This window comes from Pseudomonas sp. NPDC087626 (genome assembly GCF_044743405.1).
In the GTDB taxonomy this organism is placed as follows: domain Bacteria; phylum Pseudomonadota; class Gammaproteobacteria; order Pseudomonadales; family Pseudomonadaceae; genus Aquipseudomonas.
This window is the reverse complement of sequence record NZ_JBIUWJ010000016.1, coordinates 19100-43061: the sequence shown is the minus strand read 5'-3', so window position 1 is coordinate 43061 and position 23962 is coordinate 19100. Positions and strand designations below refer to the sequence as shown.

The following is a 23962-nucleotide window of genomic DNA, read 5'->3' as shown; positions in this document are numbered from 1 at the left end:
AACAGGCGATGCACCGATAGTAGAGAGCCCCGCGTGCCAGACGTATGCGCCGTTGGCAGGGGGGCTCTCGTTATTTGGTACTGGGTTATGCGGTGAACTCCGGATCAATGCTTGGCGACGAGCTCCTTCGGCAACTTGAAGGTCCAGAGCATGCCGCCCTGGTTGAAGTCCTTGACCCGCTTGGCCACTTCGCCGCCCCACAGAGGTACGGCACCGCCCCAGCCCGAGAGCACCGAGACGTATTGTTCGCCGTCCATTTCCCAGGTCACGGGTGAGCCCAGGACCCCGGAGCCGGTCTGGAACTCCCAGACTTTTTCCCCGGTCTTGGCGTTGAACGCCTGCAGGAAGCCTTCCGGCGTACCGGTGAACACCAGGTTGCCCTTGGTGGTCAGCACCCCACCCCACAGTGGCGCGAAGTTCTTGTGGCGCCAGACTTCCTTGCCGGTTTTCGGATCAATTGCCCGCAGCACGCCGATGTAGTCTTCGTTCAGCGGCTTGATGGTGAAGCCGGCCCCGAGGAATGCCGCGCCTTTTTTGTAGGCGATGCCTTCGTTCCAGATGTCCATACCCCACTCGTTGGAGGGCACATAGAACAGCCCGGTGTCCTTGTTGTAGGCCATCGGCATCCAGTTCTTGGCCCCCAGGAACGCCGGCGCGACAAACACCGAGCTGCCCTTGGCCTCGCTGCCCGGAGCACCCGGTCGGCTGGCTTCGTTGTAGATCGGCCGGCCGTCTTTATCCAGGCCGGTGGCCCAGGTGATCTTGTCGACAAACGGGAAGCCACGGATGAACTTGCCGTTGGTGCGGTCCAGCACGTAGAAGAACCCGTTGCGGTCGGCGGTGGCAGCAGCCTTGATCTCTTTGCCGCCTTCGTTGTAGTTGAACGACACCAGTTCGTTCACCCCGTCATAGTCCCAACCATCGTGGGGCGTGCTCTGGAAGTGCCACTTGATGGTGCCGTCGTCCGGGTTGAGGGCCAGGCGCGACGAGGAGTAGAGGTTGTCGCCAGGACGCAGGTGCGAGTTCCACGGAGCCGGGTTGCCGGTGCCGAACAGCAGCAGGTTGGTTTCCGGGTCGTAGTAGCCGCCCAGCCACGGCGCGGCGCCACCGGTCTTCCACAGATCGCCCGGCCAGGTCTTGCCCGCTTCGCCACCGGAAATGCCGTTCTCGACCGCCTTGCCGTCCTTGTAGACGTAGCCCATGTGACCTTCGACCGTTGGCCGGCTCCACAGCAGTTCGCCGTTTTTCGGGTCGTAGGCTTCGATCTTGCCCACCACGCCGAACTCACCACCGGCGACCCCGGTGATCAGCTTGCCGTTGATCACCAGGGGCGCAGCGCTGATGGAGTAGCCTTCCTTGTGGTCGGCGACTTTTTTGCTCCAGACCACTTTGCCGGTGTCCTTGTTCAAGGCCACCAGCTTGGCGTCGAGGGTGCCGAAGAACACCAGGTCACCGTACAGCGCCACGCCGCGGTTGATCACGTCGCAGCAGGGGCGGATGTCATCGGGCAGGCGCGCATCGTATTGCCAAAGCTTCTTGCCAGTGCGCGCGTCCACCGCGAACACCCGCGAATAGGAGCCGGTCATGTACATCACGCCGTCCTTGATCATCGGCTGCGCTTGCTGGCCACGCTGTTTTTCGCCACCGAAGGAGAATGCCCAGACGGGGCGCAGGTCCTTGACGTTATTCACGTTGAGGGTGTCCAGCGGGCTGTAGCGCTGACCCTGGACGCCCAGACCGTTGGTGACGATCTGCTCCGGGTTTTTCGGGTCCTGGAGAATATCCTGGTCGCTGACGGCGGCCAGGGCCGTGCCGGACAGCAGCATGGCGCTGAGCAGTGCACACAGGACGAAGGGTTGGCGACGTGCGGGTTGGGTCATGGCGGCTACCTCTGCGGTTTTTGTTATACCCGGGAAATTTTCCCGGTCTGGAGCAGATTCTTCAGCGCCACGACCCTGGCAACAATTGCCCGCAGTGTGGAGATTGTTAGTTCCTTGGTAGGGGGTCGAGCCCGTAGCCGATGCGACGGGGTTACGGGGTGGAGTCAATCCGCTGCATCTGCTCGCGCTCATAGCGCGGATACAAATGACTGACGCTGCGGATCAATTCATAGCGGCTCAGGTTGATGGCGGCGAAGCGCTCGGGGATCGGGCTGCGGATCATCTCGCCCATGTCGCTGCCGTTGGCGGCACCGTCACGCAGCAGTTGGTCGAGCCAGGCCAGGTAGTCGCGCATCTGCTCGAACGGACGCGCATCGCTGGCCACCGGGCCGTGACCGGGCACCACTTGCGTCCAGGGCAAACCCTGCAGCGTGGCAATGTCGGCCAACCACACCGACAACCCCGGGCTGTTGGGCGTGGTCAGGGCTCGCTGATAAAACACCAGGTCACCGGCAAACAGCACGCCGGTTCGCTGGTCGAGAATAGCCAGATCTGCGCCGGTATGCCCACCCAGGCTCAGCAGTTGCAAATCGTGATTCCCAAAACTTTTCAGCCCCGGCGCCAGGGTCTGGGTTGGCAGCACCACTTCGGTGCCGCGCATCCAGTCGCCGACCATCCGGTACATGTTCTCGGCCATGGCGTCACCCTGCTGTTGCAGGAGCTCGGTGGTCCCGGGCAAGGCGCCAATGGGCACATCACTGAACGCCTGGTTGCCCAGCACGTGGTCAGGATGGTGATGGGTCAACAGCAGCTGGATCACCGGCTTGTCAGTGACCGTTGCGATCGCCTTGCGCAGGGCCTCGCCGTAGCGTTTGGAGGGCCCGCTGTCGATCACCACTACTCCTTGGCGGGTGACGATGAACGCGGTGTTGACGATATTGCCGCCGTTGGCCTTGGCAAAATTGTCGGTGCTGCCCTCCAGCAGCCAGGTGTCTTCGGCGATCTGTCGCGGGCTGAGCACATAGTCGAGATCCGCCAGGGCCGGCAGGCTCAGCGACAGGCACAACAACAGCATCCAGCGCATCAGGTACTCCTTGGGCTCAGGGCAGGGTTGCGGAAAATTGGTTGCCGCTGTTGTCACGCAGCAGCAGGCGCGTCTGCCCTGCCCCTTCGATATCGAAGGCCAGGCTGGGGTTTTCACTGACCGCAGGGAACAGCTCCAGGCGGGCCATGAGCTGGTCGTCCTGGTCACGCAGTTCAGCGTGGTTGAGGAAGAACTCCGGGATCCCGCCAACCATGCCGTTGTCCATCGGGTGGGCCACCTGCAGGCGCAAGCGGCTGAAGCTGTCCCGCGGATAACGGCCACCAAGCACTTCGCCAATGTGTTCTTCCCAGCCTGGCTGGGTGCGCACCACGCTCGGCGCCGTGCAGCCGCCACCCGCGGCGTCGATCAGGGTCGAGCCAACGTGCCACAGGCCGTCCCGGGTCTGCACCGCCGCGCGCAGGGGTGTGGCCTGCTCGATACGGATACGGATCGCCAGCCACGGCAGCACCCCGCCGAGCGGTTCGAAGTCGACGATCTTCGGCAACGGATTCAACTCGGCCCAGGCGAGGATTCTCACCACCTCGCCCTTGAATGCCCGGGCGTCGATTTCCAGTGGCACCTGGCGCGCATCCTCGGCAAACGGTGGCGCCAGCAGCTTGACCCGCTCATCGAACACGAACGGCGCATCGCCGAGCATCTGCTTGTGATAGAAGGCCCACATCACCGACGGCATCGGATCCTTCCCTGGATCGACCGGCGCGGCAACCGCCAACAACGGCAGCCAGCAGGCCAACAGACAACTCGCTCGCCAGTTCATCGCAGCTCCTATTGATACATCTCGGGCACGTCGTAGCGCAGGCCGTAATGGCTATACAGGGCTTGCACCGCACCCTCGCGGATCAAACCTTCCAGCGCCTCTTCGACGGCGTAGGCCAGTTGACGGTTGCTCTCGTGCACCGCCATGCCGATTTCCCAGCGTTGCTTGCCCATGTTCGGGTAGGCGTTCTCTGCCAGCGCCAACTGCGGGTCGGCGGCTTGGTGCAATTGCCAGTCGATCTCGCCGCGCATGGCCATGACCGCATCCACTTCTCCAGCCTGCATGGCGGCAAAGGCCTGCGGCACACCGGGATAGTGCCGGGTGTTTTTCGCCAGCATGCCGTTGAACACCGAGGTCAGGTAGAACGAGGGCACGCTGTCGACCTCGACCCCGATCGGCTGGTATTCGAACACCGCCACACTGGCCACCTTGTCCAGCCGGCGACGGTCAAAAGCCACCTGCCACTGTTCGCTCTGGTACGGCCCGAACATCACCACATGGCCGTTTTCCAGCTCGCCCAGCTCATTGCGTTTCTGCGCGAAGTCGCGGTCGTAGGGCACGCGCATCATCAGGTCGGCCAGTTGCTGGTTGTGCAACGCACTGGCACGCCAGATGTAATCGCGCAGGTCGTCGTCGAGCTTTTCCCCGGCCGGCGCCCAGATCAGTTGCAGCCGCACGCCCAGAGCCTTGGCCAATGCCTGGGCCAGCTCCACATCGACCCCACGGGGCTGCCCGGCTTCCTCGAAGCTGTAGGGGGCAAAGTCCTTGTACACCGCCACCTTCAACTCCCCGGCGGCGATCATCTCGTCATACGTCCGGACCTGGGCCTGCGCCGCTGGGCAACACAGCAGCAGCGCACTGATCAACACCGCGAGCAGGCGCATGGGCTCACTCCTCGACGTGCACGCTATCGAGGTAGGTGCGAACCGCCCACAGGGCTTCCTGGCTCAGGTAGTCGGCCATCTTCGGCATGTACACCCGACCGTCACGCACGGCACCGTGGCGCACGCGCTCGACGAACCATTCGTCCCCGGCATCGCCGGCGTCGAGCATGCGCAGGTCGGGGGCAATCCCCCCGGACTTGGCTTCCAGGCCATGGCAGGCGGCGCAGTTCTGGTTGTAGGCCGATGAACCGATGGCCACGGCCTTGTCGTGTTCCGGCGAAGTGCGGTATGGGTTCACTGCAGCCCAGCCATCGCCATCCAGCGTCACGCCGGCATCCTTGATCGGGGTCAGGCCCTGGGTCTCGACGGCTTGTGGCACCACGTTGCCGTGGGCCCAGGCCGAACCTGCACTGATAAAGCCGGCCAGCAGTCCGGCAACGAGCAAGGCGTTGCGTTTTGTTGTCATTGTTATGCCCTCAGGATTGCACGCAAAACCTCTTGGCAGAGGCTATGGCAGCCATCTTAGAAAGGCCTTGGCACAAGCCCCATGCTGCTTTGGTGGCCGCGCTCTACTCCCTTGGTAGTAGGGCTTGTGACGCACACCCAATTCATAGCCCGACCGGGAAGTCTTCCCGGCCACAGCGGGACTTTTTCCGTAGGCGCCACCGACACGGCGCAGCACCCTGTGCAGGCCAAAACCTCCACTGGGAACTGCAACCATGACAATAAGATCGCTACCCGCCCTTTCCCCCCTGACCCTCGCCGTGCAGGCCTTCCTGCTGGTGGGCGGCCTGTCCCTGGGCACCACCGGGTACGCTGCCACCGCCCCGACCAGCGCCAAGGTGAGCTGGGAAGACATTGCCAACGACCACCTGACCACCAAGGACGTGCTGCAATACGGCATGGGCACCAACGCCCAGCGCTGGAGCCCGCTGGCCCAGGTCAACGACCAGAACGTGTTCAAGCTCACCCCGGCCTGGTCCTACTCCTTCGGCGATGAAAAACAGCGCGGCCAGGAATCCCAGGCCATCGTCAGCGACGGCGTGGTGTACGTCACCGGTTCCTACTCCCGGGTCTTTGCCCTCGACGCCAAGACCGGCAAGCGCCTGTGGACCTACAACCATCGCCTGCCGGACAACATTCGTCCGTGCTGTGACGTGGTCAATCGTGGCGCGGCGATTTTCGGCGACAAGATCTACTTCGGCACCCTCGACGCGCGGCTGATCGCCCTCGACAAGAACACCGGCAAAGTCGTATGGAACAAGAAGTTTGGCGACCACGCCGCCGGCTACACCATGACCGGCGCCCCGGTGCTGATCAAGGACAAGACCAGCGGCAAGGTGCTGCTGATCCACGGCAGCTCTGGCGACGAATTCGGCGTGGTCGGCCAGTTGTTTGCCCGCGACCCGGACACCGGCGAAGAAGTCTGGATGCGGCCTTTCGTCGAAGGCCACATGGGCCGCCTGAACGGCAAGGACAGCACCCCCACCGGTGACGTCAAGGCACCGTCCTGGCCCAATGACCCGACTACCGAGACCGGCAAGGTCGAGGCCTGGAGCCATGGCGGCGGCGCCCCTTGGCAGAGCGCCAGTTTCGACCCGGAAAGCAACACCATCATCGTCGGTGCTGGCAACCCCGGGCCCTGGAACACCTGGGCGCGTACCTCCAAGGACGGTAACCCGCACGATTACGACAGCCTCTACACCTCAGGCCAGGTCGGGGTCGACCCGAGCACTGGCGAGGTCAAGTGGTTCTACCAGCACACCCCGAACGATGCCTGGGACTTCTCCGGCAACAACGAGCTGGTGCTGTTCGATTACAAGGACAAGGACGGCAAACTGGTCAAGGCCACCGGCCACGCCGACCGCAACGGCTTCTTCTACGTGGTCGACCGCAACAACGGCAAACTGCAGAACGCCTTCCCCTTCGTCGACAACATCACCTGGGCCAGCCACATCGACCTCAAGACCGGACGTCCGGTGGAGAACGAGGGCCAGCGCCCGGCCAAGCCCCTGCCAGGGGAAACCAAGGGCAAGCCGGTGGAAGTCTCGCCGCCGTTCCTCGGCGGCAAGAACTGGAACCCCATGGCCTACAGCCAGGACACCGGGCTGTTCTACATCCCGGGCAACCAGTGGAAAGAGGAATACTGGACCGAAGAGGTCAACTACAAGAAGGGCTCGGCCTACCTGGGCATGGGTTTTCGCATCAAGCGCATGTACGACGACCACGTCGGCACCCTGCGCGCCATGAACCCGACCACCGGCAAAGTGGTCTGGGAGCACAAGGAGGCCCTGCCGCTGTGGGCCGGCGTGCTGGCGACCAAGGGCAACCTGGTGTTCACCGGCACCGGCGACGGGTTCTTCAAGGCCTTCGATGCGAAAACCGGCAAGGAGCTGTGGAAGTTCCAGACCGGCAGCGGCATCGTCTCGCCGCCGATCACCTGGGAACAGGATGGCGAGCAGTACATCGGCGTGACCGTCGGTTACGGCGGTGCTGTGCCGTTGTGGGGTGGCGACATGGCCGAGCTGACCAAACCCGTGGCCCAGGGTGGCTCGTTCTGGGTGTTCAAGATCCCGAGCTGGGATAACCCGACCGCCAAACGCTGATCCTCGCTACTGACACATACTTTGTAGGAGCGAGTGCCCGCTCGCTCCTACAGGGAAATCGGCACCTCCGAGAACCTTGCGATGAACTATCTACCTCTGCTGCTTCTCCTGAGCCTCACCCCCGCCCACGCCGACGACGGTGACGACACCCCGCTGATCATCAACGGCTGCACCATCGCCGACCACAGCCAATGCCCCGGCGCCAATCTGCGTGGCGCCAACCTGAGCAATCAGGACTTGCGCAACATGAACCTCAGCGGCGCCGACCTGCGCGATGCAGATCTGCGCCACGCCCGCCTCGACCTGGCCAACCTGGAGAAGGCCCAACTGCAAGGCGCCAACCTGACCCGCGCCAACCTGCAACAAAGCAACCTGCGCCTGGCCGACTTCACCGGCGCGACACTGCTGGCGGTCCAGGGCTGGGGCCTGTTTGCCCAAGGCGCGCAATTCCAGGATGCCAACCTGGGCGGCGCCTACCTGCAATTCGCCCGCCTGTCCGGCGCCAAGCTGCACAACGCCAACCTGCGCGCCGCCGACCTGGAAATGACCTGGCTGAGCAAGGCCGACCTGCAAGGCGCCAACCTCAGCGACGCCAACCTGCAGGAAGCCAAGTTCGGCGAAAGCAACCTGGCCCAGGCCAACCTCAGCGGCTCGCGCCAGCATTACGGCAACTTTCAGGATGCGAACATGGAGGGGTGTATCGGCTGTCCAACAACCTGGGATAAATGACTGGCTTTACGCACGATCTACGAACACCTGGCTCGTGCCCTCAGTGGGATTTTTCGATAGCGGCAGATTTTACATACACCGACACAAGGAGCGAGCGCCCGCTTGCGGCTTGCTCGCGATGGCGGTGTGTCAGGCGACATCGATGTTGAATGCTCCGTCAGCTAGCCACCCGCACCACCCCCATATCAATCCCCAGGTGCACCAGTTCGGCATGAGAGCTGACCTGCAGCTTGCTCTTGAGCAAGGTCAGGTGGTTGGAAACAGTCTTGCTGCTGATGCTCAACTGCTCGGCAATCAGCCGTGCCGGGGTGCCTTTGGCGAGCATCACAAAGATCTCCAGTTCACGCTGGGTCATGCTCTGCAGGCGCGGATCGCTGGCGTCCTGTTGCGGGTGGCACGCCAACTGGGTAGCCAGGGGCTGCTCGATATAGGCGTGACCGGCGAGAATCCGGCGCACCGCCTCGATCAACACTTCAGGCGCCGAGCTTTTGGTCAGGTAGCCCGACGCCCCGGCATCGAGGGCCTGGCGCACCAGCGGCAATTCATCGTGCATGCTGAAAAACAGCACCCGCAGTTGCGGCAAGCGCTGGCGCAGGCGGCGGGTGGTTTCCAGGCCACTGATGCCCGGCAAGCCAAAATCCATGATCACCAGGTTCGGCAGCGCCTCCTGGACCCGGCTCAACGCCTCCTCGCCGGTGGCCGCTTCGCGCACTTCGATCGCCGGCAACAACGCCCGCAACAGGCTGGCGTAGCCTTGGCGGACTACCGCGTGATCATCGACCAGCAAAATGTTCATGACACCTCCAAAGGCATGCTCAAGGCCAGCGCCCAACCGGCGCCGGGCTGACTGATGATGCGCAGTTCGCCGCCCAGGCAACGGGCCCGTTCGAACATTGAATACAGGCCGACACCCGGTTGCTGTGGTTGCTGCGCACCACGACCGTTATCGCGCACCAGCACCCGCAATCGTCCGCCGCAATGATGCAGGCGCACCCGCACCTGACTGGCGCCAGCATGGCGGGCAATGTTGGTCAGGGCTTCTTGCAGCAGCCGATACAGATGGGTCTGGTGCGGTGCGGACAGCAGCGGCAGATCGGCGCTGACCCGCAACCGGCAATCGATGCCCTGCCGGGTCTGCCACTGCTGCACCAGCAAGCCCACGGCCGCGCTCAACGGCAGGTGCTGCAGGACTACCGGATAGAGATCCTGGACCAGGGCGCGAAAGCCCTGCTGCAGGTGTTCGCAGTTGTGCTCCAGCTCGCGCACCGTGCGCTCGATGGTCTGGGGCTGGTTCGCGACCAGGCGCAGCAGACAGGCCTGGGCGCGAATCCCCGCCAGGTACTGGCCAAGATCGTCGTGCAGGGTCTGGGCCAAATGGGTGCGCTCCTGCTCCTGCACGGCCAACAGGGTGCGGGTCAACCGGGCATTGTCGGCATGGGCCTGTTCCAGGGCCTCGGTCATGCGGTTGAACTGCTGGGCCAGTTGGCGCGCTTCCGCCAAGCCGGTACCGCGCAGACGGACCTTGAGCTGGCCAGCGCACACTTGCTGCAAGGCCCGCAGCAACTCATCGAGCAGGCTCATGCCACGGCGTACCGCCCAGCGAATACTGACCAGGCTGACGAGCAACGCCAGGGCGCACAGGCCGAGCAGTTGCTGCACCGAGTCCCAGACTTCATCGAGTTCGTCCCGCGGGTCCAGGGCAATTTGTACCCGCCGGCCGTCGTGCAGATCAAGCAGACGGGGGCTGTGCAGGCGCTCGGCAAACAGCAGTCGGGCGAGCCAGGCATCCATTCCTTTGTGCACCGGAGCCTGTGCCGCCTCCCCCGACTGCAACCAGCGTACCCGCACGTGACGCAGGCCCTCGGTCAGCCGGGGCTGCAGGCTGACCGGGTCGCGCGCCGCGCTTTCGCTCAAGTATTCGACCACCGCCTCTGCCGACTGCAGTTCCCGCTCGACATCTGCCAGCGCCTGATGCAGCAGCAAGCCCATGCACCCCAGGGTCACCAGGGCAAAAAAGCCGCAGACCCACAGGTTGATCCGCCACAGGGCCGACACGCCTAGCGCCCCGGTAGAGCGGGCATGACCCGCGCTGCGACCGGTTGCGGACCGTGCAGGCGGTCGACGCCGATCATGCTCAGGATCAGCAACAACGGCAGGAGCAGCGCCTTGAGAATTCGCATGATCAATCGCCTCCACTGAAATAGCCGTTATTGCCCATGCTAAAACCACGCCGCCTTGGCGCAGTTACTACCTTGGTACTGGCTGACTGGTACTTTCTGCATATTTCCCCCTGCTCGTGGGCTTCCTATGCTGGCGCTACCTGGAACGGAGTGCCCTATGCGCCAGCTTGCCCCCTACGCCCTGATCTACCTGCTGGCGATTGCCTGCGCCGCCGGCGTGGCGAGCCAAAGCCAGGCGGCGGACCCACCGTTGCCGGTGCAGATCGGTTACCTGGGCTATCGCCCCGACCCGGGTCCGCTGTTGTCCAACGTGATTGGCGAACCGACTGACGCCGGCCTGCGCGGCGCCGAACTGGCGATCACCGACAGCAACAGCACCGGGCGCTTTCTCAACCAGAGCTACCACTTGCTCAGCGCCAGCGTCGTCACCCCGCAAGCCCTGCTGGACGCCGCCAAGGCCCAGCATGAGCAAGGGCTGCGGCTGTTTGTGGTCAACGCCCCGGCGTCCAGCCTGCGCCAGCTGAGCGCGGCATTGCCCGACAGCCTGCTGTTCAATGCCGGGAGTCCGGATGACAGTTTGCGCAGCACCGACTGCCTGCCCAACGTGCTGCACAGTCTGCCGAGCCGGGCGATGCTCGCCGATGCCCTGGGGCAATTGCTGGTGCAACGCAAATGGCAGCGGGCCTTGCTGATCGTCGGCCCGACCGCAGACGACCAGGCTTATGCCGCCGCCCTGCGGCGCGCCGCCAAGCGCTTTGGCCTGCAACTGGTGGCAGAAAAGGCCTGGAGTTTCGACAACGACCAACGCCGCAGCGCCCAGGCCGACATGCCGCTGTTCACCCAGACCGCCGAGTATGACGTGGTGCTGGTGGCCGATGAGCGCGGCGATTTCGGCGAGTACGTGCCCTACCAGACCTGGTACCCGCGCCCGGTCGCCGGCACCCAGGGCCTGACTCCCGTGGGCTGGCACAAGACCGTGGAAACCTACGGCGCCGCGCAGCTGCAAAAACGCTTCGAGGCCCTGGCCGGGCGCTGGATGAACGACCGCGATTTCGCCGCCTGGATGGCCGTGCGCAGCATCGCCAGTGCGGTGAGCAAACTGCGCAACGCCGACCCCATGGCGATCCGCGAGCTGCAACTCAGCGACCAACTGCCACTGGACGGCTTCAAGGGCCGCAAGCTCAGCTATCGCCCCTGGAATGGCCAGTTACGCCAACCCATCCCCATCGTGCAGCCCCGGGCGCTGGTCAGCACTTCACCCCAGGAAGGTTTCCTGCACCCCTTCAACGAAATGGACAGCCTGGGTTACGACAAGCCCGAGGTCAGTTGCCGCTTTCCCTGAAATTGCCCACCCCACAACAACCAGAAGGTATCCGCCATGCGCCGCACCCTGCTCTCATGCGCCCTGTTGCTCGCCGCCGGGCACGCCGCGGCCAGCACCGCCTGGGTCTCCAACGAGAAGGACAACAGCCTGAGCCTGATCGACCTGCAGACCCTGCAAGTCACCGACACCCTGCCCGTCGGCCAGCGCCCTCGTGGCCTGTTGCTGTCCCACGACAATAAGCTGCTGTACATCTGCGCCAGTGATTCGGACCGGGTCCAGGTGATGGACGTGGCGACCCGCAAGATCATCAAGGAGCTGCCTTCCGGCAAGGACCCCGAGCAGTTCGCCCTGCACCCCAACAACCGCTGGCTGTACGTCTCCAACGAAGACGATGCGCTGGTGACGGTGATCGACACCGAGACCGCCAAGGTACTCGGGCAGATCAGCGTCGGCGTCGAACCCGAAGGCATGGCCGTCAGCCCCGATGGCAAGTGGGCGGTGAACACCAGTGAAACCACCAACATGCTGCACTGGATCGACACCAGCACCCAGACCCTGGCCGACAGCACCCTGGTGGACCAGCGCCCACGATTTGTCGAGTTCTCCCCGGATGGCCAGCAGCTCTGGGCCTCGGCGGAAATCGGCGGCACCGTGACCATTCTCGAGGTGGCCAGCCGCAAGGTACTCAAGACCCTGAACTTCCAGATCAAGGGCGTGCACCCGGACAAGGTCCAGCCGGTGGGGGTCAAGCTCAGCGCCGACGGCAAGTACGGGTTTGTCGCCCTCGGCCCGGCCAACCATGTGGCGGTGATCGACGCCAGGACCTTTGCAATCCTCGACTACCTGCTGGTGGGACGCCGCGTCTGGCAGATGGCGTTCACCCCGGATCAAAAACAGTTGCTGGCCACCAACGGCGTCAGCGGCGATGTCTCGGTGATCGATGTCGACAGCCTCAAGGTCATCAAGTCGGTGAAGGTCGGGCGTTACCCCTGGGGCGTGGTGGTCACGCCATGAATGCCCTGGACGTCAGCGACCTGAGCTTCGCCTACGGTGCCCGCCAGGCGCTGAACCGGGTCGGCTTCAGTCTGGCACCAGGGCGTTTTGCCGCGTTGCTGGGGCCCAACGGCGCAGGCAAGTCGACCTTGATTGCCCTGCTCACCCGACTCTATGACCTGCAGCGCGGCGAGATCCGGGTCGGCGGCCATTCATTGCGCGACCGCCCGCGTCCGGCGCTCAAGCAATTGGGCGTGGTATTTCAGCAAAGCACCCTGGACCTGGACCTCAGCGTCGAACAGAACCTGCGTTACCACGCGGCCCTGCATGGCCTGTCCCGGCGCCAGAGCAGCCAGCGGGTGGACGCCGAACTGGCGCGCCTGGGCCTGACCGAGCGCCGCAGTGAACGGGTGCGCGAACTCAACGGTGGCCACCGTCGCCGGGTAGAGATCGCCCGCGCCCTGCTACACCAACCGCGCCTGTTGCTGCTCGACGAAGCCAGCGTCGGCCTCGACCCGGCCAGCCGCCTGGCCCTCAACCAGCACCTGCGTAGCCTGTGCCACGAGCAACAGTTGAGCGTGCTGTGGACCACCCACCTGCTGGACGAGGTGTCGCCCAGCGACGACCTGCTGATTCTCCATCAGGGTCGCCTGGTGGCCAGCGGGCAGGCCGCGGACTTGAGCCTGGAACATGGCGGCGACCTCGGCACGGCCTTCAACCGCCTGACCGCCGTGGGAGCCACCCGATGAACGCCTACTGGCAATGCTTACGCGGGATCGTGCTGCGCGAATGGCTGCGGTTCGTGTTGCAGCGCACGCGCTTTCTCAGCGCCCTGGTACGCCCGCTGTTGTGGCTGCTGGTGTTTGCCGCCGGTTTTCGGGCGGCGCTGGGCATCGCAATCATCGAGCCCTACGACACCTACATCCCCTACGAGGTCTACATCATCCCCGGTCTTGCCTGCATGATCCTACTGTTCAACGGCATGCAGGGTTCGCTGTCGATGGTCTACGACCGGGAAATGGGCAGCATGCGCGTACTGCTCACCAGCCCGCTGCCCCGGACCTTCCTGCTGTGCAGCAAGTTGCTGGCGACCGCGCTGGTTTCGCTGTTGCAGGTGTATGCCTTCCTGGCGATTGCCTGGCTGTATGGGGTGCGCCCGCCGGTCGCGGGCCTGCTGCTCGCCCTGCCGGCGCTGTTGCTGGTGGCCTTGATGCTCAGCGCCCTGGGGTTGCTGCTGTCCAATGGGATCCGCCAGTTGGAGAACTTCGCCGGGGTGATGAATTTCGTGATCTTCCCGCTGTTTTTCCTGTCGTCGGCGCTGTATCCGCTGTGGAAAATGCGCGACTCCAGCGAGTGGCTGTACTGGCTGTGTGCGGTCAATCCGTTCAGCCATGCGGTGGAGCTGGTGCGGTTTGCCCTGTATGAGCGGTTCAACCCCCTGGCATTGGCGGTGTGCGCCGGGCTGACGCTGCTGTTCGGCCTGCTGGCGGTGCTGACGTTCAACCCGCAGCATGCAGCGTTGCGCAAGGCAGGTTAGGCGGTATTTGCCAGCAAAGGCGCAAAACTACTACTTTGGTACTGGTTTTCCTGTCTATCGTCGCATTCCCAAGGCACAACGTCTGGCATGTAATAGGTTCATAACGATAAGGACTGAACCGCTATGCTGCGTGCCTGCCATCGCCTGTTGCGCCCTCCTCTCACTGCCCTGTCGCTGTGCCTGCTGCTGGGCGTGGCCCACGCCGACAGCCCGCTGTTTTCCGCCCAGGGCTACCGCATCGGCCTGTACCGCAGCCCGACGCCCGACCAGGCGCCGGGCGCGAGTATTGTCGATACCGCCAGCCTGCAAACCCTGCTCGGCCAGACACCGCCTCCGCTGCTGATCGACGTCTACCGTCGGCAATGGCTGCATGAGCGTTTCATTGAAGACCAGCCCCACGAGAACCTGCCCGGCAGCCACTGGCTGGCCAACACCGGTGACGGCGATCTGAGCCCTGCCTGGCAGGCCTACTTTGCGCGTAACCTGCAAACATTGACCGCGGGCGATACCCGGCGTGCGCTGGTGTTTTACTGCCGCTCCGATTGCTGGCTGAGCTGGAACGCGGTAAAACGCGCCGCAGCCCTGGGCTATCAGTCGGTGTACTGGTACCGCGACGGCCTGGATGCCTGGCAGGCAGCAAACCTGCCCGTGACCCTGGCCCAACCGGAGCCCTTTCCCTGACGTTGCACCCTTGCGTGTTGTTGCCACACCATAATCAAAATAACGAGGTGAAAGGCTATGTACAAAATTCTGATTGCCGACGATCACCCACTGTTCCGCGAAGCCATTCATAACGTCATCAGCGATGGTTTTCCCGGCAGCGAGGTGATGGAAACCGCCGACCTGGACAGTGCCCTGGCCCTGACCCAGAGCCATGACGACCTGGACCTGATCCTGCTGGATCTGAACATGCCGGGCATGCACGGCCTCAATGGCCTGATCAACCTGCGCAACGAAGCGCCGACCATCCCGGTGGTAATCGTCTCCGCCGAACAGGACAAGCAGATCGTCCTGCAAGCCATTACCTATGGCGCGGTGGGTTTCATCACCAAGTCCTCGCCCAGGGCGCAGATGACCGAAGCCATCGAGCAGATTCTCAACGGCAACGTGTACCTGCCGCCCGATATCATCCGCACGCAAAAAAGCAGCAGCCAGCGGCGCATGAACGACACCCCGAGTTTCCCGCCGGAACTGCTCCAGGCTTTGACTCGCAAACAGTTGCTGGTACTCGAACGGATGACCAAGGGCGAATCGAACAAGCAGATTGCCTACACCCTGGAAATCGCCGAGACCACGGTCAAGGCCCACGTCTCGGCCATCCTGCGCAAGCTCAACGTGCACAACCGGGTGCAGGCGATCCTCAGTGCCGGGGACATCGATTTCGGCTCGTACCTGCGCCGCTGAGGCCCTTTGCGGGTTCGCGGTTGGGCCAACACCGACGGTACCTGACGCACCGCCAGCGCGAGCAGGCTCGCACCCACAAGGGTGGGAGCCGGGGTTCAGACGCTGATCGCGCCATCCACCAGGGTCTGGGCTTCTTGCACCAGTTGCTTGAGGTGATCGTCGCCAATGAAGCTCTCGGCATAGATCTTGTAGATGTCTTCGGTGCCTGAAGGACGGGCGGCGAACCAGCCGTTTTCGGTCATGACTTTCAAGCCACCGATGGCCTGGTCGTTGCCCGGCGCCTTGCTGAGGATGCTCTGGATCGCTTCGCCAGCCAGTTGGGTCGACTTGACCTGCTCCGGCGCCAGTTTGCCCAGCAGGGCTTTCTGTTCGGGGCTGGCCTTGGCGTCGACGCGCACGGCGAAGGGCTCGCCCAGCTCATCGGTCAGGGCACGGTAGGCCTGGCTCGGGTCGCGGCCAGTGCGGGCGGTCATTTCCGCGGCCAGCAACGCCGGGATCAGACCATCCTTGTCAGTGCTCCAGACGCCGCCATCCTTGCGCAGGAACGAAGCGCCCGCACTCTCTTCGCCACCAAAACCCAGGGAGCCGTCGAACAGCCCGTCAGCGAACCATTTGAAGCCCACCGGCACTTCGTACAGGCGTCGACCCAGGCGCTTGGCCACGCGATCGATCAGGCCGCTGCTGACCACGGTCTTGCCCACGCCCGCATCGGCACGCCACAACGGACGGTTCTGGAACAGGTAGTCGATGGCGACCGCCAGGTAGTTGTTCGGCGCCAGCAAACCACCGGAGGGGGTGACGATACCGTGGCGGTCATGGTCCGGGTCGCAGGCAAACGCGACGTCGAAGCGCTCCTTGAGGCCGATCAGGCCCTGCATGGCGTGGCTGGAGGACGGGTCCATGCGAATCTGCCCATCCCAGTCCACCGACATGAAGCGGAACGTCGGGTCGACCTCGGTGTTCACCACTTCGAGGTTCAAGCGGTAGTGCTCGGCGATAGCCGACCAGTAGCGCACTCCGGCGCCGCCCAGTGGGTCGACGCCCAGGCGCAGATTGGCCCCACGGATTGCGTCGAAGTCGATCACATTGATCAGGTCGGCGACATAGGTATTGAGGAAGTCATGGCGATGGGTGGTGCTGGCCTTGAGCGCCTGCTCGTAGCTGATGCGCTTGACCCCGGCCAACTGGTTGGCCAGCAGCTCGTTGGCCTTGGCTTCGATCCACTTGGTGATGTGGGTATCGGCCGGGCCACCGTTGGTAGGGTTGTACTTGTAGCCACCGCTTTGCGGCGGGTTGTGCGACGGCGTAATGACGATACCGTCGGCCAGGCCCGAAGTGCGGCCGCGGTTGTAGCACAGGATCGCGTGAGAAATGGCCGGGGTCGGGGTGTATTCGTCATTGGCGGCGATCATCACGGTCACGCCGTTGGCTGCCAGCACTTCCAGGGCGCTGGCACCGGCCGGCGTCGACAGCGCGTGGGTGTCGATACCGACGAACAATGGGCCGTCGATGCCTTGGGCCTGGCGATACAGGCAGATCGCCTGGCTGATCGCCAGGACGTGCCATTCGTTGAAACTCAGCTCGAACGAGCTGCCACGGTGCCCGGAGGTGCCGAACGCAACGCGCTGGGTCGCCACCGAGGCATCGGGCCGACCGGTGTAATAGGCTGTTACCAGTCGCGGGATATCGACCAAGAGCTCTGCTGGTGCCGGCTTGCCCGCAAAAGGACTGAGTGTCATGCAAAACCTCTGAAAAAGAGTGGTTCAAGAATAGGCAGGGAGTTTACTGGCAGTTTGACTATAGAGCGACGATATCTATCCGCGCCAGGTCAGGATTATTTGCCCCTCGACTACTCCATCAACTCCAGCCTCAGGGCATCGCCGAGCATCGCCATGGTCGTGTCCAGATCGTGCTGGCCATTGAACGCATGGCTCAGTCGCACATGCTGCGAATGCAGGCCATGCAGGCTGAACAGCTCCCCCGGGGCAATCACCACACTCTGCTTGAGCATGCGCTGGAACACTCGGCGCATATCGACCGGACGCAGCGAGCGGGCCCAGAGGGTCGCGCCACCCGCCGGCTCGACGAAGTCCAGCGCATCACCCAGGCGCTCCTGCAGCAGCTGCACCATGCGGCTTTTGCGTTCACTGAGCAGGCGACGCAATACCAGCAGGTGCTGGTCAATGCGACCACTGCTGTACAGCCGGGCAATGGCTTTCTGGCGGATCGGTGACAAGCGAAAGGAGCGCAGCAAAAAGGTCCGCTGCAGTTCAGCGCTGAGCGGGCGCGACAGCAGGTAGCCGTAAGGCGCCTCGGGCCCCATGAGCTTTTCGAAGGTCGAAAACACGATCAAGCGCTCGGGATCGAGCAGGTCGCGAAAGCGCAACTCGTTCGGCTCGTGCCCGAGCTCGCCGTAGACATCATTCTCCAGGACCCAGCAACCGTGCTCCTGCAACAGGTGCGCGATGTCCTGGCGGTTGGCGGCCGGCATCAGGCTGCCCCTGGGCATGCTTACGCCGGAGGACAGTAGCACCAGGCGCACTGTTTCGGTCGCCAACAGGTGTGCCAGCCATTGCGGGTCGAGCGAGCCATCCTCGCCGATCGGCAACTCGATAACCTGGACCCCGGCCGCCTGCAACAAGCGCAGGATCACCCAGTCACAGGGCGACTCCACCAGCACGGTGGCGCCCTTGAGCGCCAGCACCGCAATCAGGATCTCCAGCACGCCACGCAAATCGGCACCAATGTAGACATCGTCAGCGTGCCAGCAACGGATCGGTGATGTGGTGTAGCGCGCTGCCAACGCGGTACGCAGTTCCAGTTCGCCACAGGGTTGGGAATGCGGTTGCTGCTGGCGCGGATATTGGCGCACCAGTTCGCGCTCCAGCAGCAGTAACGGACTGTCCAGCGACTGCAGCAGGGCCGGCTCGTCGGTGCTCATCACCAACATGCCCGGGCGCCTGGCACTCACGTAGAGAGTTTCCAACAGGTCATTGCCGCCGCAGAACGCCGCGTTCAGCGACACCGGCAAGGCGTAGTACCCGGACTTGGCCACCGAGTACACCCGCCCTTCCTTCTCCAAAAGCGAGTAGGCGTACTGGATAGTCGAAATCGACACGCTCAGGCGCTCGGCCAGTTGCCGCAGTGACGGCAGCTTGATTGGCGTCTCGGCCTCCATTTCATTGATCAGGCAGGTCAGGTAGCGGTACACCGCCTGATAGGCAAAGTCGCTCTCTCTCTGCTCTTTCATGGACGCAGGCCAATCGCAGCAAGGGTCAGGGGCCGAGCCTGGGGCAGACACGCCTGGCCGCTGGTGTCGCGGCCCATGTAGTTCGAATCAGTCAAACCAGGCTCCTCAAGGTCGCGCTGACAGAGCATTGAGCGCGTGCACCAAGGCCCCGCCACTGGAGTCCGCAACGCCGGCCTCCAGCACGGAACGCCGGCGATATAGCGTGCGCATCAGGTTGATCGGCAAGCCGCTGACATCCACCATCCAGTGCATCACCTGCTCCGGCGCGGCCTCGCCCTGCAATGCCTTGTGCAGCTCGCCAATAGCTACCAGCATGCCGGGATGGCAACGCCGCAGAAATCGCTCCAGACCCGCGCCCTGGCCGACAAAGGGCGCGAACAACAGGCACACCAGTTGCGCTTCGCACAGCCCCAGGTTCTGCTGGAGTTCGGCGTTGGCCTCGATGCGCCGCTCGGCCAATGCCGGGGGATTGTCGTAAAGCGCCGAGGCCTGCTGGCAAACGGGCTCTGGTAGGCCTCTTTTACGCATGAGCAACAACCCGCGCTGCACGTACTGGGCAAATCCGCGCTCATACGGCTGGCCCTCCAGGTAGCTGGCCTGCAATCCACGACAATGGGCCGACAGCAGCGCGCTGGCGTAGTCGTTTTCCCGCAGGGCGACATCCGCTTCCTCCGCCTGCAGGCCGAGGAATTCGTTGAGCAACAGCCAGCGCTCTTGCGCGTTGCCCGTCACCAGGTCCTGGATATCGATAAAGGTGGTCCCGCGCCGCGCGTCAAAACCCGCCTGGGGTCGCCAGGCCACGGTTTGTTGCTCGGCATACAGCTCGCGGTAGCAATCGTTGTCCAGTTGTTCGAGGCTGCTCAGCAGGCCATCCATGCTCAGAGCCGGTTCTGCCAGCGTCGGCAAGCTGGCGCGCTGGGCTGCTCGCGCCAACCCGGCCAGGAACTGCCGCTGCTGACGTGCCGTTGCTCCGCCCACCAGCGCATCCACGCCACCCTGCCAGCGGCTCATCTGCCCATAAAATTCGCCGGTGGCCAGGTAGCCGTCATCACAGGCTTCATAAGGACTCCCCGGCTCTCGCGAATGGCCGAGCAACAACAGGCTGGTGCGATTCCATTCTTGGCCGGCGTCGGACAGCGCAGGTAAATGACTAAAGGGCAATACCTCACGGTTATCGACCATCAGCACCTCGACGCGCGGGTCATCGTAGACAAACAGCGCTGCATAGCTGCGCTGAATACTGTCCATGATCGCCGGCGTCGTCGAGCCCATGCGCAGGGTTGCCACCCGCAGGTGGAAGGTCGCTGGCGACCGGGCGGCGATGCTCAACTGCGCGGCACGCAGCAACGCCAGCGAGTAGCAGCTGTCCTGGCTACCGGAGTGGGCCAGCAGGACTTTGAAATGCTCGATTCTTTCCGGGCCGCCAGCCGCTACCAGTAAACGCTGGATCAAAAGTTGCAGTGCGGTGCGCTCTGCCCGGGAGAAGAAACTCAGCAGACGAGTCAGTACTTGGTGATAGACATTGTTCATCGCTGAATCATGCATGGTGCTCATCGTTATTTACCTGAAATTCAATAAGTCGGTATCAAAAGAACATCGCTCAACCGCTGTGGCAGTGATCAATCTCGATTGATTAGTGCGAGGTGTAATTATCGGCGATCAATGGTGGCATTTTGACTTCAGCAACTATTTGACACTATTGCCCTAACAGATTCAGCACGCCGGAAAGTTCGCCTGCGTGCGCCTGAATCAGGGGCTTTCAGGCAAATACGGCAAGGCCTAGGACAATTCCGACAACTTCCCACAGACAATGAGTACGCAAAACCAAGAAGCCATAACCCGGCAAAAAATACGCAACTAGTAGTTAGCTGCGCTACTTGCCAAACACCAACGCCCGGCGTGGGCGAGCAATGCGCCCGCCACTCGACACTGTTAATAGCGCTGACTAAAACAAAAGGCTCAGCCATGACTCATTCCTTGAGATGAAAGTGATCATTCAATTATCAGGGCTTGGATATTGATTAGAAGATACAGATCACAGACAAAAACCAGTTCAGTTGCTGAACAGGCTGTTTATCAGGGGAGTGGGTACGGCGTTTACCTGGGGCCATAACGCAACAGCCCGCTTTCGCGGGCTGTTTGTTGAGCGGATCTCAGGAGGGCTCGACCAGAATCGCCACTCGCTCGCGACACGGACACTCGTCCATATAGCGATGCGCCTCGACGAACTCGGCGAACGGGAAGACCCGGGTCTTGAGCGGCAGCAACACGCGGTCGGCGGTCAATTGGTTGATTTCGCGCAGTGCCCGTTGCAGCGCGGCCTGGTCCTGGACAATCCCCAGCTCCGGCTTGCCGGTGAAGTTACCGATGCAGTGCACGAAAAACTGAATGTTCTTCTGAAACGCTGCGCAGGCCGGAAATGGCGTCTGGTTGCCGCCTTGCAGGCCATACAGCACCAAACTGCCCCGTGGCGCCAGGACGTCGCCCAGCAGCGACATCTGTGGGCCGCCCAGGCCGTCGAACACCACATCCACGCCACGATTGTCGGTGAGCTTGTTGATCTGCATGAGCAGGTCCTGCTCTTCGGTGACAATCACCTTCTCGGCACCCAGCGACAGCAGGTACTCGCGCTCTTCGGCAGTCTTGGTCGCGGCAATTACCCGCACACCCAAAGCCTTGCCCAGTTGCACAAAGGACGGGCCGGCGCAGTGGCTGGCGTCTGTCACCAGGGCAAATTGCCCGGGTTTGACCCGTGCCAGATCGGCGTAGGCAAAATAGGCGATCAGCAAGGGCGTGTAATGCACCGCCGCCTCGATCGGGCTCAGGACATCGGGATAACGGGTCAGCGCCGAACGCGGCAGCACGATCTGCTCGCCGTACACCGGGTAGTCATTGGGGCTTTCCGCCGGGAAGCTGGCCACCTTGTCGCCAACTACCAGGTCATCCACGCCTTCACCGAGGGCCGTGACCACGCCCGCCATCTCATGCCCCAGCCCGGACGGCAGCCGTGCATGGGACGATGCCAGGTTCTGCCGCCAGAGGATGTCATACCAGCTGACGCCTATCGCCTCGACACGCACCTGTACTTCACCGGGTGCCGGCAGAGCAGCCGCATGCTCTTCGCATTTGAGCACCTCGGCTGGACCAAACTTGTGAAAACGGATCGTGCGGGACATCGCAAACCTCGTCAAAGTAACCTCTAATGCCATGAACTTTATCCGGGCTTTGTGGCCAAGACCATCAGTGGCTATTAATAGTCGACATGCCTGTCATTGATTCCGCAGCTCCGGAAATCCGTCAATCAATCTAGAAAACCGAACCAGCATTGTGGGAAAAATGAATTACTCGGTGCAGAGTAACAGCCTTTCCCCGTAAGATTCATGCCGGTCATTGTTCTCATATGGCCGCTCTCGTCAAGCTTGCTGACTCTGCCAGGACTCCAGATGAATCGTAATGACCTGCGTCGTGTCGACCTGAACCTGTTGATCGTGTTTGAAACCCTGATGCACGAACGCAGCGTAACCCGTGCCGCCGAGAAGCTGTTCCTCGGCCAACCGGCCATCAGCGCGGCCCTTTCGCGCCTGCGGGGGCTGTTCGACGACCCTCTGTTCGTGCGCACCGGACGCAGCATGGAACCGACCGCCCGCGCGGTGGAAATCTTCGCCCTGCTCTCCCCTGCCCTGGACTCGATCTCCACGGCCGTGAGCCGCGCAGCCGAGTTTGACCCTGCTACCAGCACCACGGTATTTCGCATCGGCCTGTCGGATGACGTCGAATTTGCCCTGTTGCCCATGCTGCTCAAGCGCCTGCGCGCCGAGGCACCGGGCATTGTCCTGGTGGTGCGCCGGGTCAACTACCTGTTGATGCCGAATCTGCTGGCCTCAGGAGAAATTTCCATTGGCGTCAGCTACACCACCGACCTGCCGGCCAATGCCAAGCGCAAAGTGCTGCGCCGCAGCCAGCCCAAGCTGCTGCGCGCCGACACCGTGCCCGGTGCACTGAGCCTGGACGACTTCTGCGCCCGCCCCCATGCGCTGGTGTCGTTTGCCGGCGACCTCAGTGGCTTCGTCGATGAAGAGCTGGAGAAACAAGGTCGCAAACGCCACGTGGTGCTCGCCGTACCGCAGTTCAACGGCCTGGGCACCCTGCTGGCCGGCACCGACATTCTCGCCACCGTACCGGACTACACCGCCGAAGCCCTGACCGCCGCCGGCGGCCTGCGCGCCGAAAACCCACCGCTACCGACCCGCACCTTCGAGCTGCACATGGCCTGGCGCGGGTCTCAGGACAATGATCCGGGGGAGCGCTGGTTGCGGTCGCGGATTCAGATGTTTTTCGGGGATCCGGATAGTCTTTAGGCGTTGTCGGGCAGGCTGTTCATCTGATCTTTTATTGATGAGAACAGCGCCGACCGCACTCTCTGCGAATCGATAGACCGGCCTGAGACTTTAAGCGGAGCGGTGAACATGCAGCCGATGAAAATTGGAGTGCCTCTCAGATATCACTGCCAACCCCGAAGATTGTCAGTTCAAGATCAAGCTCGAACACATCGCCACGATCATTACGCAGCTGCGTCGCCAGCGCAAAATGGCTAAGACTCGGCGCGGCTGGGTGGAGTGCAACGACGGCAGCGTTGCCGTCGCGATGCGCCTGCTGGTTCTGTTGCCGGGCCGCGCCGGCAAACTGGTGCAGATGCGCTGGGAGGACGTCGACTTCAATTCAGCACAATGATCTTTGACACCAACTCCGCGCTGTTCTTGGCCTGCAGCTTTTTCATCAGCCGGGCCCGATGGACTTCGACAGTGCGGTGGGAAATGTTCAATTTACGGCCGATTTCCTTGCAGGTCAGGCCGTTGACAATGTGCGCCGAGATTTCCCGTTCTCGCGGCGTCAAGTTGACCGTCGCGTGAAACACGCGGTCCATACGCTCGAAATGCCAGACCATCAACTGAAACGGATCATCCGGCGTCAGCGTGTAGCCATTGGCCCTGGCCCAGAACACTTCACCACTGTGATGCTGCATGAAGCGCTCATCGGAATAGGAGCCGTTCTTGCTGTGCTGTAGCCAGCTCAGGCTGCGTTCGCCTATGGCCTTGTAGTCGGCTTGGGAGGGATAGAGCTTGAGGATCAACTCGCCGATCAACTCGTCGCGCTGGAACCCGAACAACTCAAGAAATGCCACGTTGAGATCAAGCATGCTGCGGTTGCCGGTGATCACTTGGGGAGCCGGCGACACTTGAAACGCCAGCCGTTCAAGGTCTTCCAGTGGATCTTTCATCGTGCAGTCCTGCTGCTTTTTATGGGTATGAGCCC

General features: G+C 62.8%; 22 protein-coding genes and 1 pseudogene. 10 read left to right on the top strand and 13 right to left on the bottom strand.

From position 1 onward, the window contains the following. Window positions 1–104: 104 nt before the first annotated feature. The 5 genes from ACIOVD_RS15415 to pedF form a co-directional block, all read right to left on the bottom strand. Complete coding sequence (locus ACIOVD_RS15415) at window positions 105–1880, bottom strand: PQQ-dependent methanol/ethanol family dehydrogenase (RefSeq protein WP_401128815.1); 1776 nt, start codon at window positions 1878–1880, stop codon at window positions 105–107. 151 nt (window positions 1881–2031) lie between these two features. Continuing rightward, window positions 2032–2964 (bottom strand): quinoprotein relay system zinc metallohydrolase 1, encoded by a 933-nt coding sequence (locus ACIOVD_RS15410; RefSeq protein ID WP_095168861.1) that lies wholly within the window; start codon window positions 2962–2964, stop codon window positions 2032–2034. A gap of 16 nt (window positions 2965–2980) precedes the next feature. Beyond that, complete coding sequence (locus ACIOVD_RS15405; RefSeq protein ID WP_401128811.1) at window positions 2981–3742, bottom strand: quinoprotein dehydrogenase-associated SoxYZ-like carrier; 762 nt, start codon at window positions 3740–3742, stop codon at window positions 2981–2983. 8 nt (window positions 3743–3750) lie between these two features. After that, window positions 3751–4626: an ABC transporter substrate-binding protein gene (locus tag ACIOVD_RS15400; protein ID WP_159995749.1), complete on the bottom strand. Its 876-nt coding sequence runs from the start codon at window positions 4624–4626 to the stop codon at window positions 3751–3753. Between the two features lie 4 nt (window positions 4627–4630). Next, window positions 4631–5092 carry a cytochrome c-550 PedF gene (gene pedF, locus ACIOVD_RS15395; protein ID WP_095168864.1) on the bottom strand — a complete coding sequence of 154 codons (462 nt, stop codon included), beginning with the start codon at window positions 5090–5092 and terminating at the stop codon, window positions 4631–4633. Between the two features lie 253 nt (window positions 5093–5345). On the opposite strand from pedF, the gene exaA reads away from it, so the two are divergent. Together exaA and ACIOVD_RS15385 are read left to right on the top strand one after the other, a co-directional pair. Next, a complete protein-coding gene (exaA, locus tag ACIOVD_RS15390) occupies window positions 5346–7232 on the top strand; it encodes a quinoprotein ethanol dehydrogenase (RefSeq protein ID WP_320334453.1) in 1887 nt (628 codons plus the stop codon). An 81-nt stretch (window positions 7233–7313) separates the two neighbouring features. Continuing rightward, window positions 7314–7961, top strand: a complete 648-nt coding sequence (locus ACIOVD_RS15385) for a pentapeptide repeat-containing protein (RefSeq protein WP_401128806.1) — start codon at window positions 7314–7316, stop codon at window positions 7959–7961. Between the two features lie 157 nt (window positions 7962–8118). Here ACIOVD_RS15385 and ACIOVD_RS15380 read toward each other — a convergent pair whose 3' ends face one another. The 3 genes from ACIOVD_RS15380 to ACIOVD_RS15370 are packed head-to-tail and all read right to left on the bottom strand — an operon-like array spanning window position 8119 to window position 10141. After that, window positions 8119–8757 carry a response regulator transcription factor gene (locus ACIOVD_RS15380; RefSeq protein WP_159995743.1) on the bottom strand — a complete coding sequence of 213 codons (639 nt, stop codon included), beginning with the start codon at window positions 8755–8757 and terminating at the stop codon, window positions 8119–8121. Then, on the bottom strand, window positions 8754–10016 hold the full coding sequence (locus tag ACIOVD_RS15375) for a histidine kinase (RefSeq protein WP_401128802.1): 1263 nt from the start codon (window positions 10014–10016) through the stop codon (window positions 8754–8756). The genes ACIOVD_RS15380 and ACIOVD_RS15375 overlap by 4 nt, the downstream gene beginning before the upstream one ends. Before the next feature lie 2 nt (window positions 10017–10018). Beyond that, entirely contained in the window at window positions 10019–10141 is a 123-nt protein-coding gene (locus tag ACIOVD_RS15370; RefSeq protein WP_256585469.1) for a hypothetical protein, read from the bottom strand. Between the two features lie 157 nt (window positions 10142–10298). Between ACIOVD_RS15370 and ACIOVD_RS15365 the strand changes: the two genes are divergently transcribed. The 6 genes from ACIOVD_RS15365 (at window position 10299) to ACIOVD_RS15340 (ending at window position 15399) form a co-directional block, all read left to right on the top strand. Then, window positions 10299–11483, top strand: a complete 1185-nt coding sequence (locus tag ACIOVD_RS15365) for an ABC transporter substrate-binding protein (protein WP_401128799.1) — start codon at window positions 10299–10301, stop codon at window positions 11481–11483. A gap of 36 nt (window positions 11484–11519) precedes the next feature. Continuing rightward, window positions 11520–12479, top strand: a complete 960-nt coding sequence (locus ACIOVD_RS15360; RefSeq protein WP_159995737.1) for a YVTN family beta-propeller repeat protein — start codon at window positions 11520–11522, stop codon at window positions 12477–12479. Beyond that, window positions 12476–13207 (top strand): ABC transporter ATP-binding protein, encoded by a 732-nt coding sequence (locus ACIOVD_RS15355; protein ID WP_401128796.1) that lies wholly within the window; start codon window positions 12476–12478, stop codon window positions 13205–13207. The genes ACIOVD_RS15360 and ACIOVD_RS15355 overlap by 4 nt, the downstream gene beginning before the upstream one ends. Then, the gene (locus tag ACIOVD_RS15350; RefSeq protein WP_095168872.1) at window positions 13204–13995 is read left to right on the top strand and encodes an ABC transporter permease; all 792 of its coding nucleotides are present in this window, start codon (window positions 13204–13206) and stop codon (window positions 13993–13995) included. The genes ACIOVD_RS15355 and ACIOVD_RS15350 overlap by 4 nt, the downstream gene beginning before the upstream one ends. Window positions 13996–14118: 123 nt before the next feature. Next, window positions 14119–14676: a PQQ-dependent catabolism-associated CXXCW motif protein gene (locus tag ACIOVD_RS15345; protein ID WP_159995731.1), complete on the top strand. Its 558-nt coding sequence runs from the start codon at window positions 14119–14121 to the stop codon at window positions 14674–14676. A 57-nt stretch (window positions 14677–14733) separates the two neighbouring features. After that, complete coding sequence (locus ACIOVD_RS15340) at window positions 14734–15399, top strand: response regulator transcription factor (protein WP_095168874.1); 666 nt, start codon at window positions 14734–14736, stop codon at window positions 15397–15399. A 95-nt stretch (window positions 15400–15494) separates the two neighbouring features. On the opposite strand, the gene pgm is transcribed toward ACIOVD_RS15340, so the two are convergent. The 4 genes from pgm to ACIOVD_RS15320 all read right to left on the bottom strand — a co-directional run bounded on the left by pgm (window position 15495) and on the right by ACIOVD_RS15320 (window position 21825). Next, window positions 15495–17138 (bottom strand): phosphoglucomutase (alpha-D-glucose-1,6-bisphosphate-dependent), encoded by a 1644-nt coding sequence (gene pgm / locus ACIOVD_RS15335; RefSeq protein WP_095168875.1) that lies wholly within the window; start codon window positions 17136–17138, stop codon window positions 15495–15497. Between the two features lie 110 nt (window positions 17139–17248). After that, complete coding sequence (locus ACIOVD_RS15330; protein ID WP_095168876.1) at window positions 17249–18649, bottom strand: PLP-dependent aminotransferase family protein; 1401 nt, start codon at window positions 18647–18649, stop codon at window positions 17249–17251. 105 nt (window positions 18650–18754) lie between these two features. Then, window positions 18755–20203: a hypothetical protein gene (locus tag ACIOVD_RS15325; protein ID WP_401128790.1), complete on the bottom strand. Its 1449-nt coding sequence runs from the start codon at window positions 20201–20203 to the stop codon at window positions 18755–18757. A 599-nt stretch (window positions 20204–20802) separates the two neighbouring features. Next, window positions 20803–21825, bottom strand: coding sequence for a zinc-dependent alcohol dehydrogenase family protein (locus ACIOVD_RS15320; RefSeq protein WP_159995725.1), 1023 nt, complete (start codon window positions 21823–21825; stop codon window positions 20803–20805). 267 nt (window positions 21826–22092) lie between these two features. Here ACIOVD_RS15320 and ACIOVD_RS15315 point away from each other — a divergent pair, with 267 nt between their 5' ends. Together ACIOVD_RS15315 and ACIOVD_RS15310 are read left to right on the top strand one after the other, a co-directional pair. Continuing rightward, window positions 22093–23007 (top strand): LysR family transcriptional regulator, encoded by a 915-nt coding sequence (locus ACIOVD_RS15315; protein WP_166591581.1) that lies wholly within the window; start codon window positions 22093–22095, stop codon window positions 23005–23007. A 172-nt stretch (window positions 23008–23179) separates the two neighbouring features. Then, a pseudogene (locus tag ACIOVD_RS15310) lies at window positions 23180–23374 on the top strand (integrase); the annotation flags it as partial. Here the strand turns inward: ACIOVD_RS15310 and ACIOVD_RS15305 are convergent. Next, a complete protein-coding gene (locus ACIOVD_RS15305) occupies window positions 23364–23927 on the bottom strand; it encodes a LuxR C-terminal-related transcriptional regulator (RefSeq protein ID WP_095168880.1) in 564 nt (187 codons plus the stop codon). The pseudogene ACIOVD_RS15310 and the gene ACIOVD_RS15305 sit on opposite strands and share 11 nt — an antisense overlap. Window positions 23928–23962 lie beyond the last annotated feature (35 nt).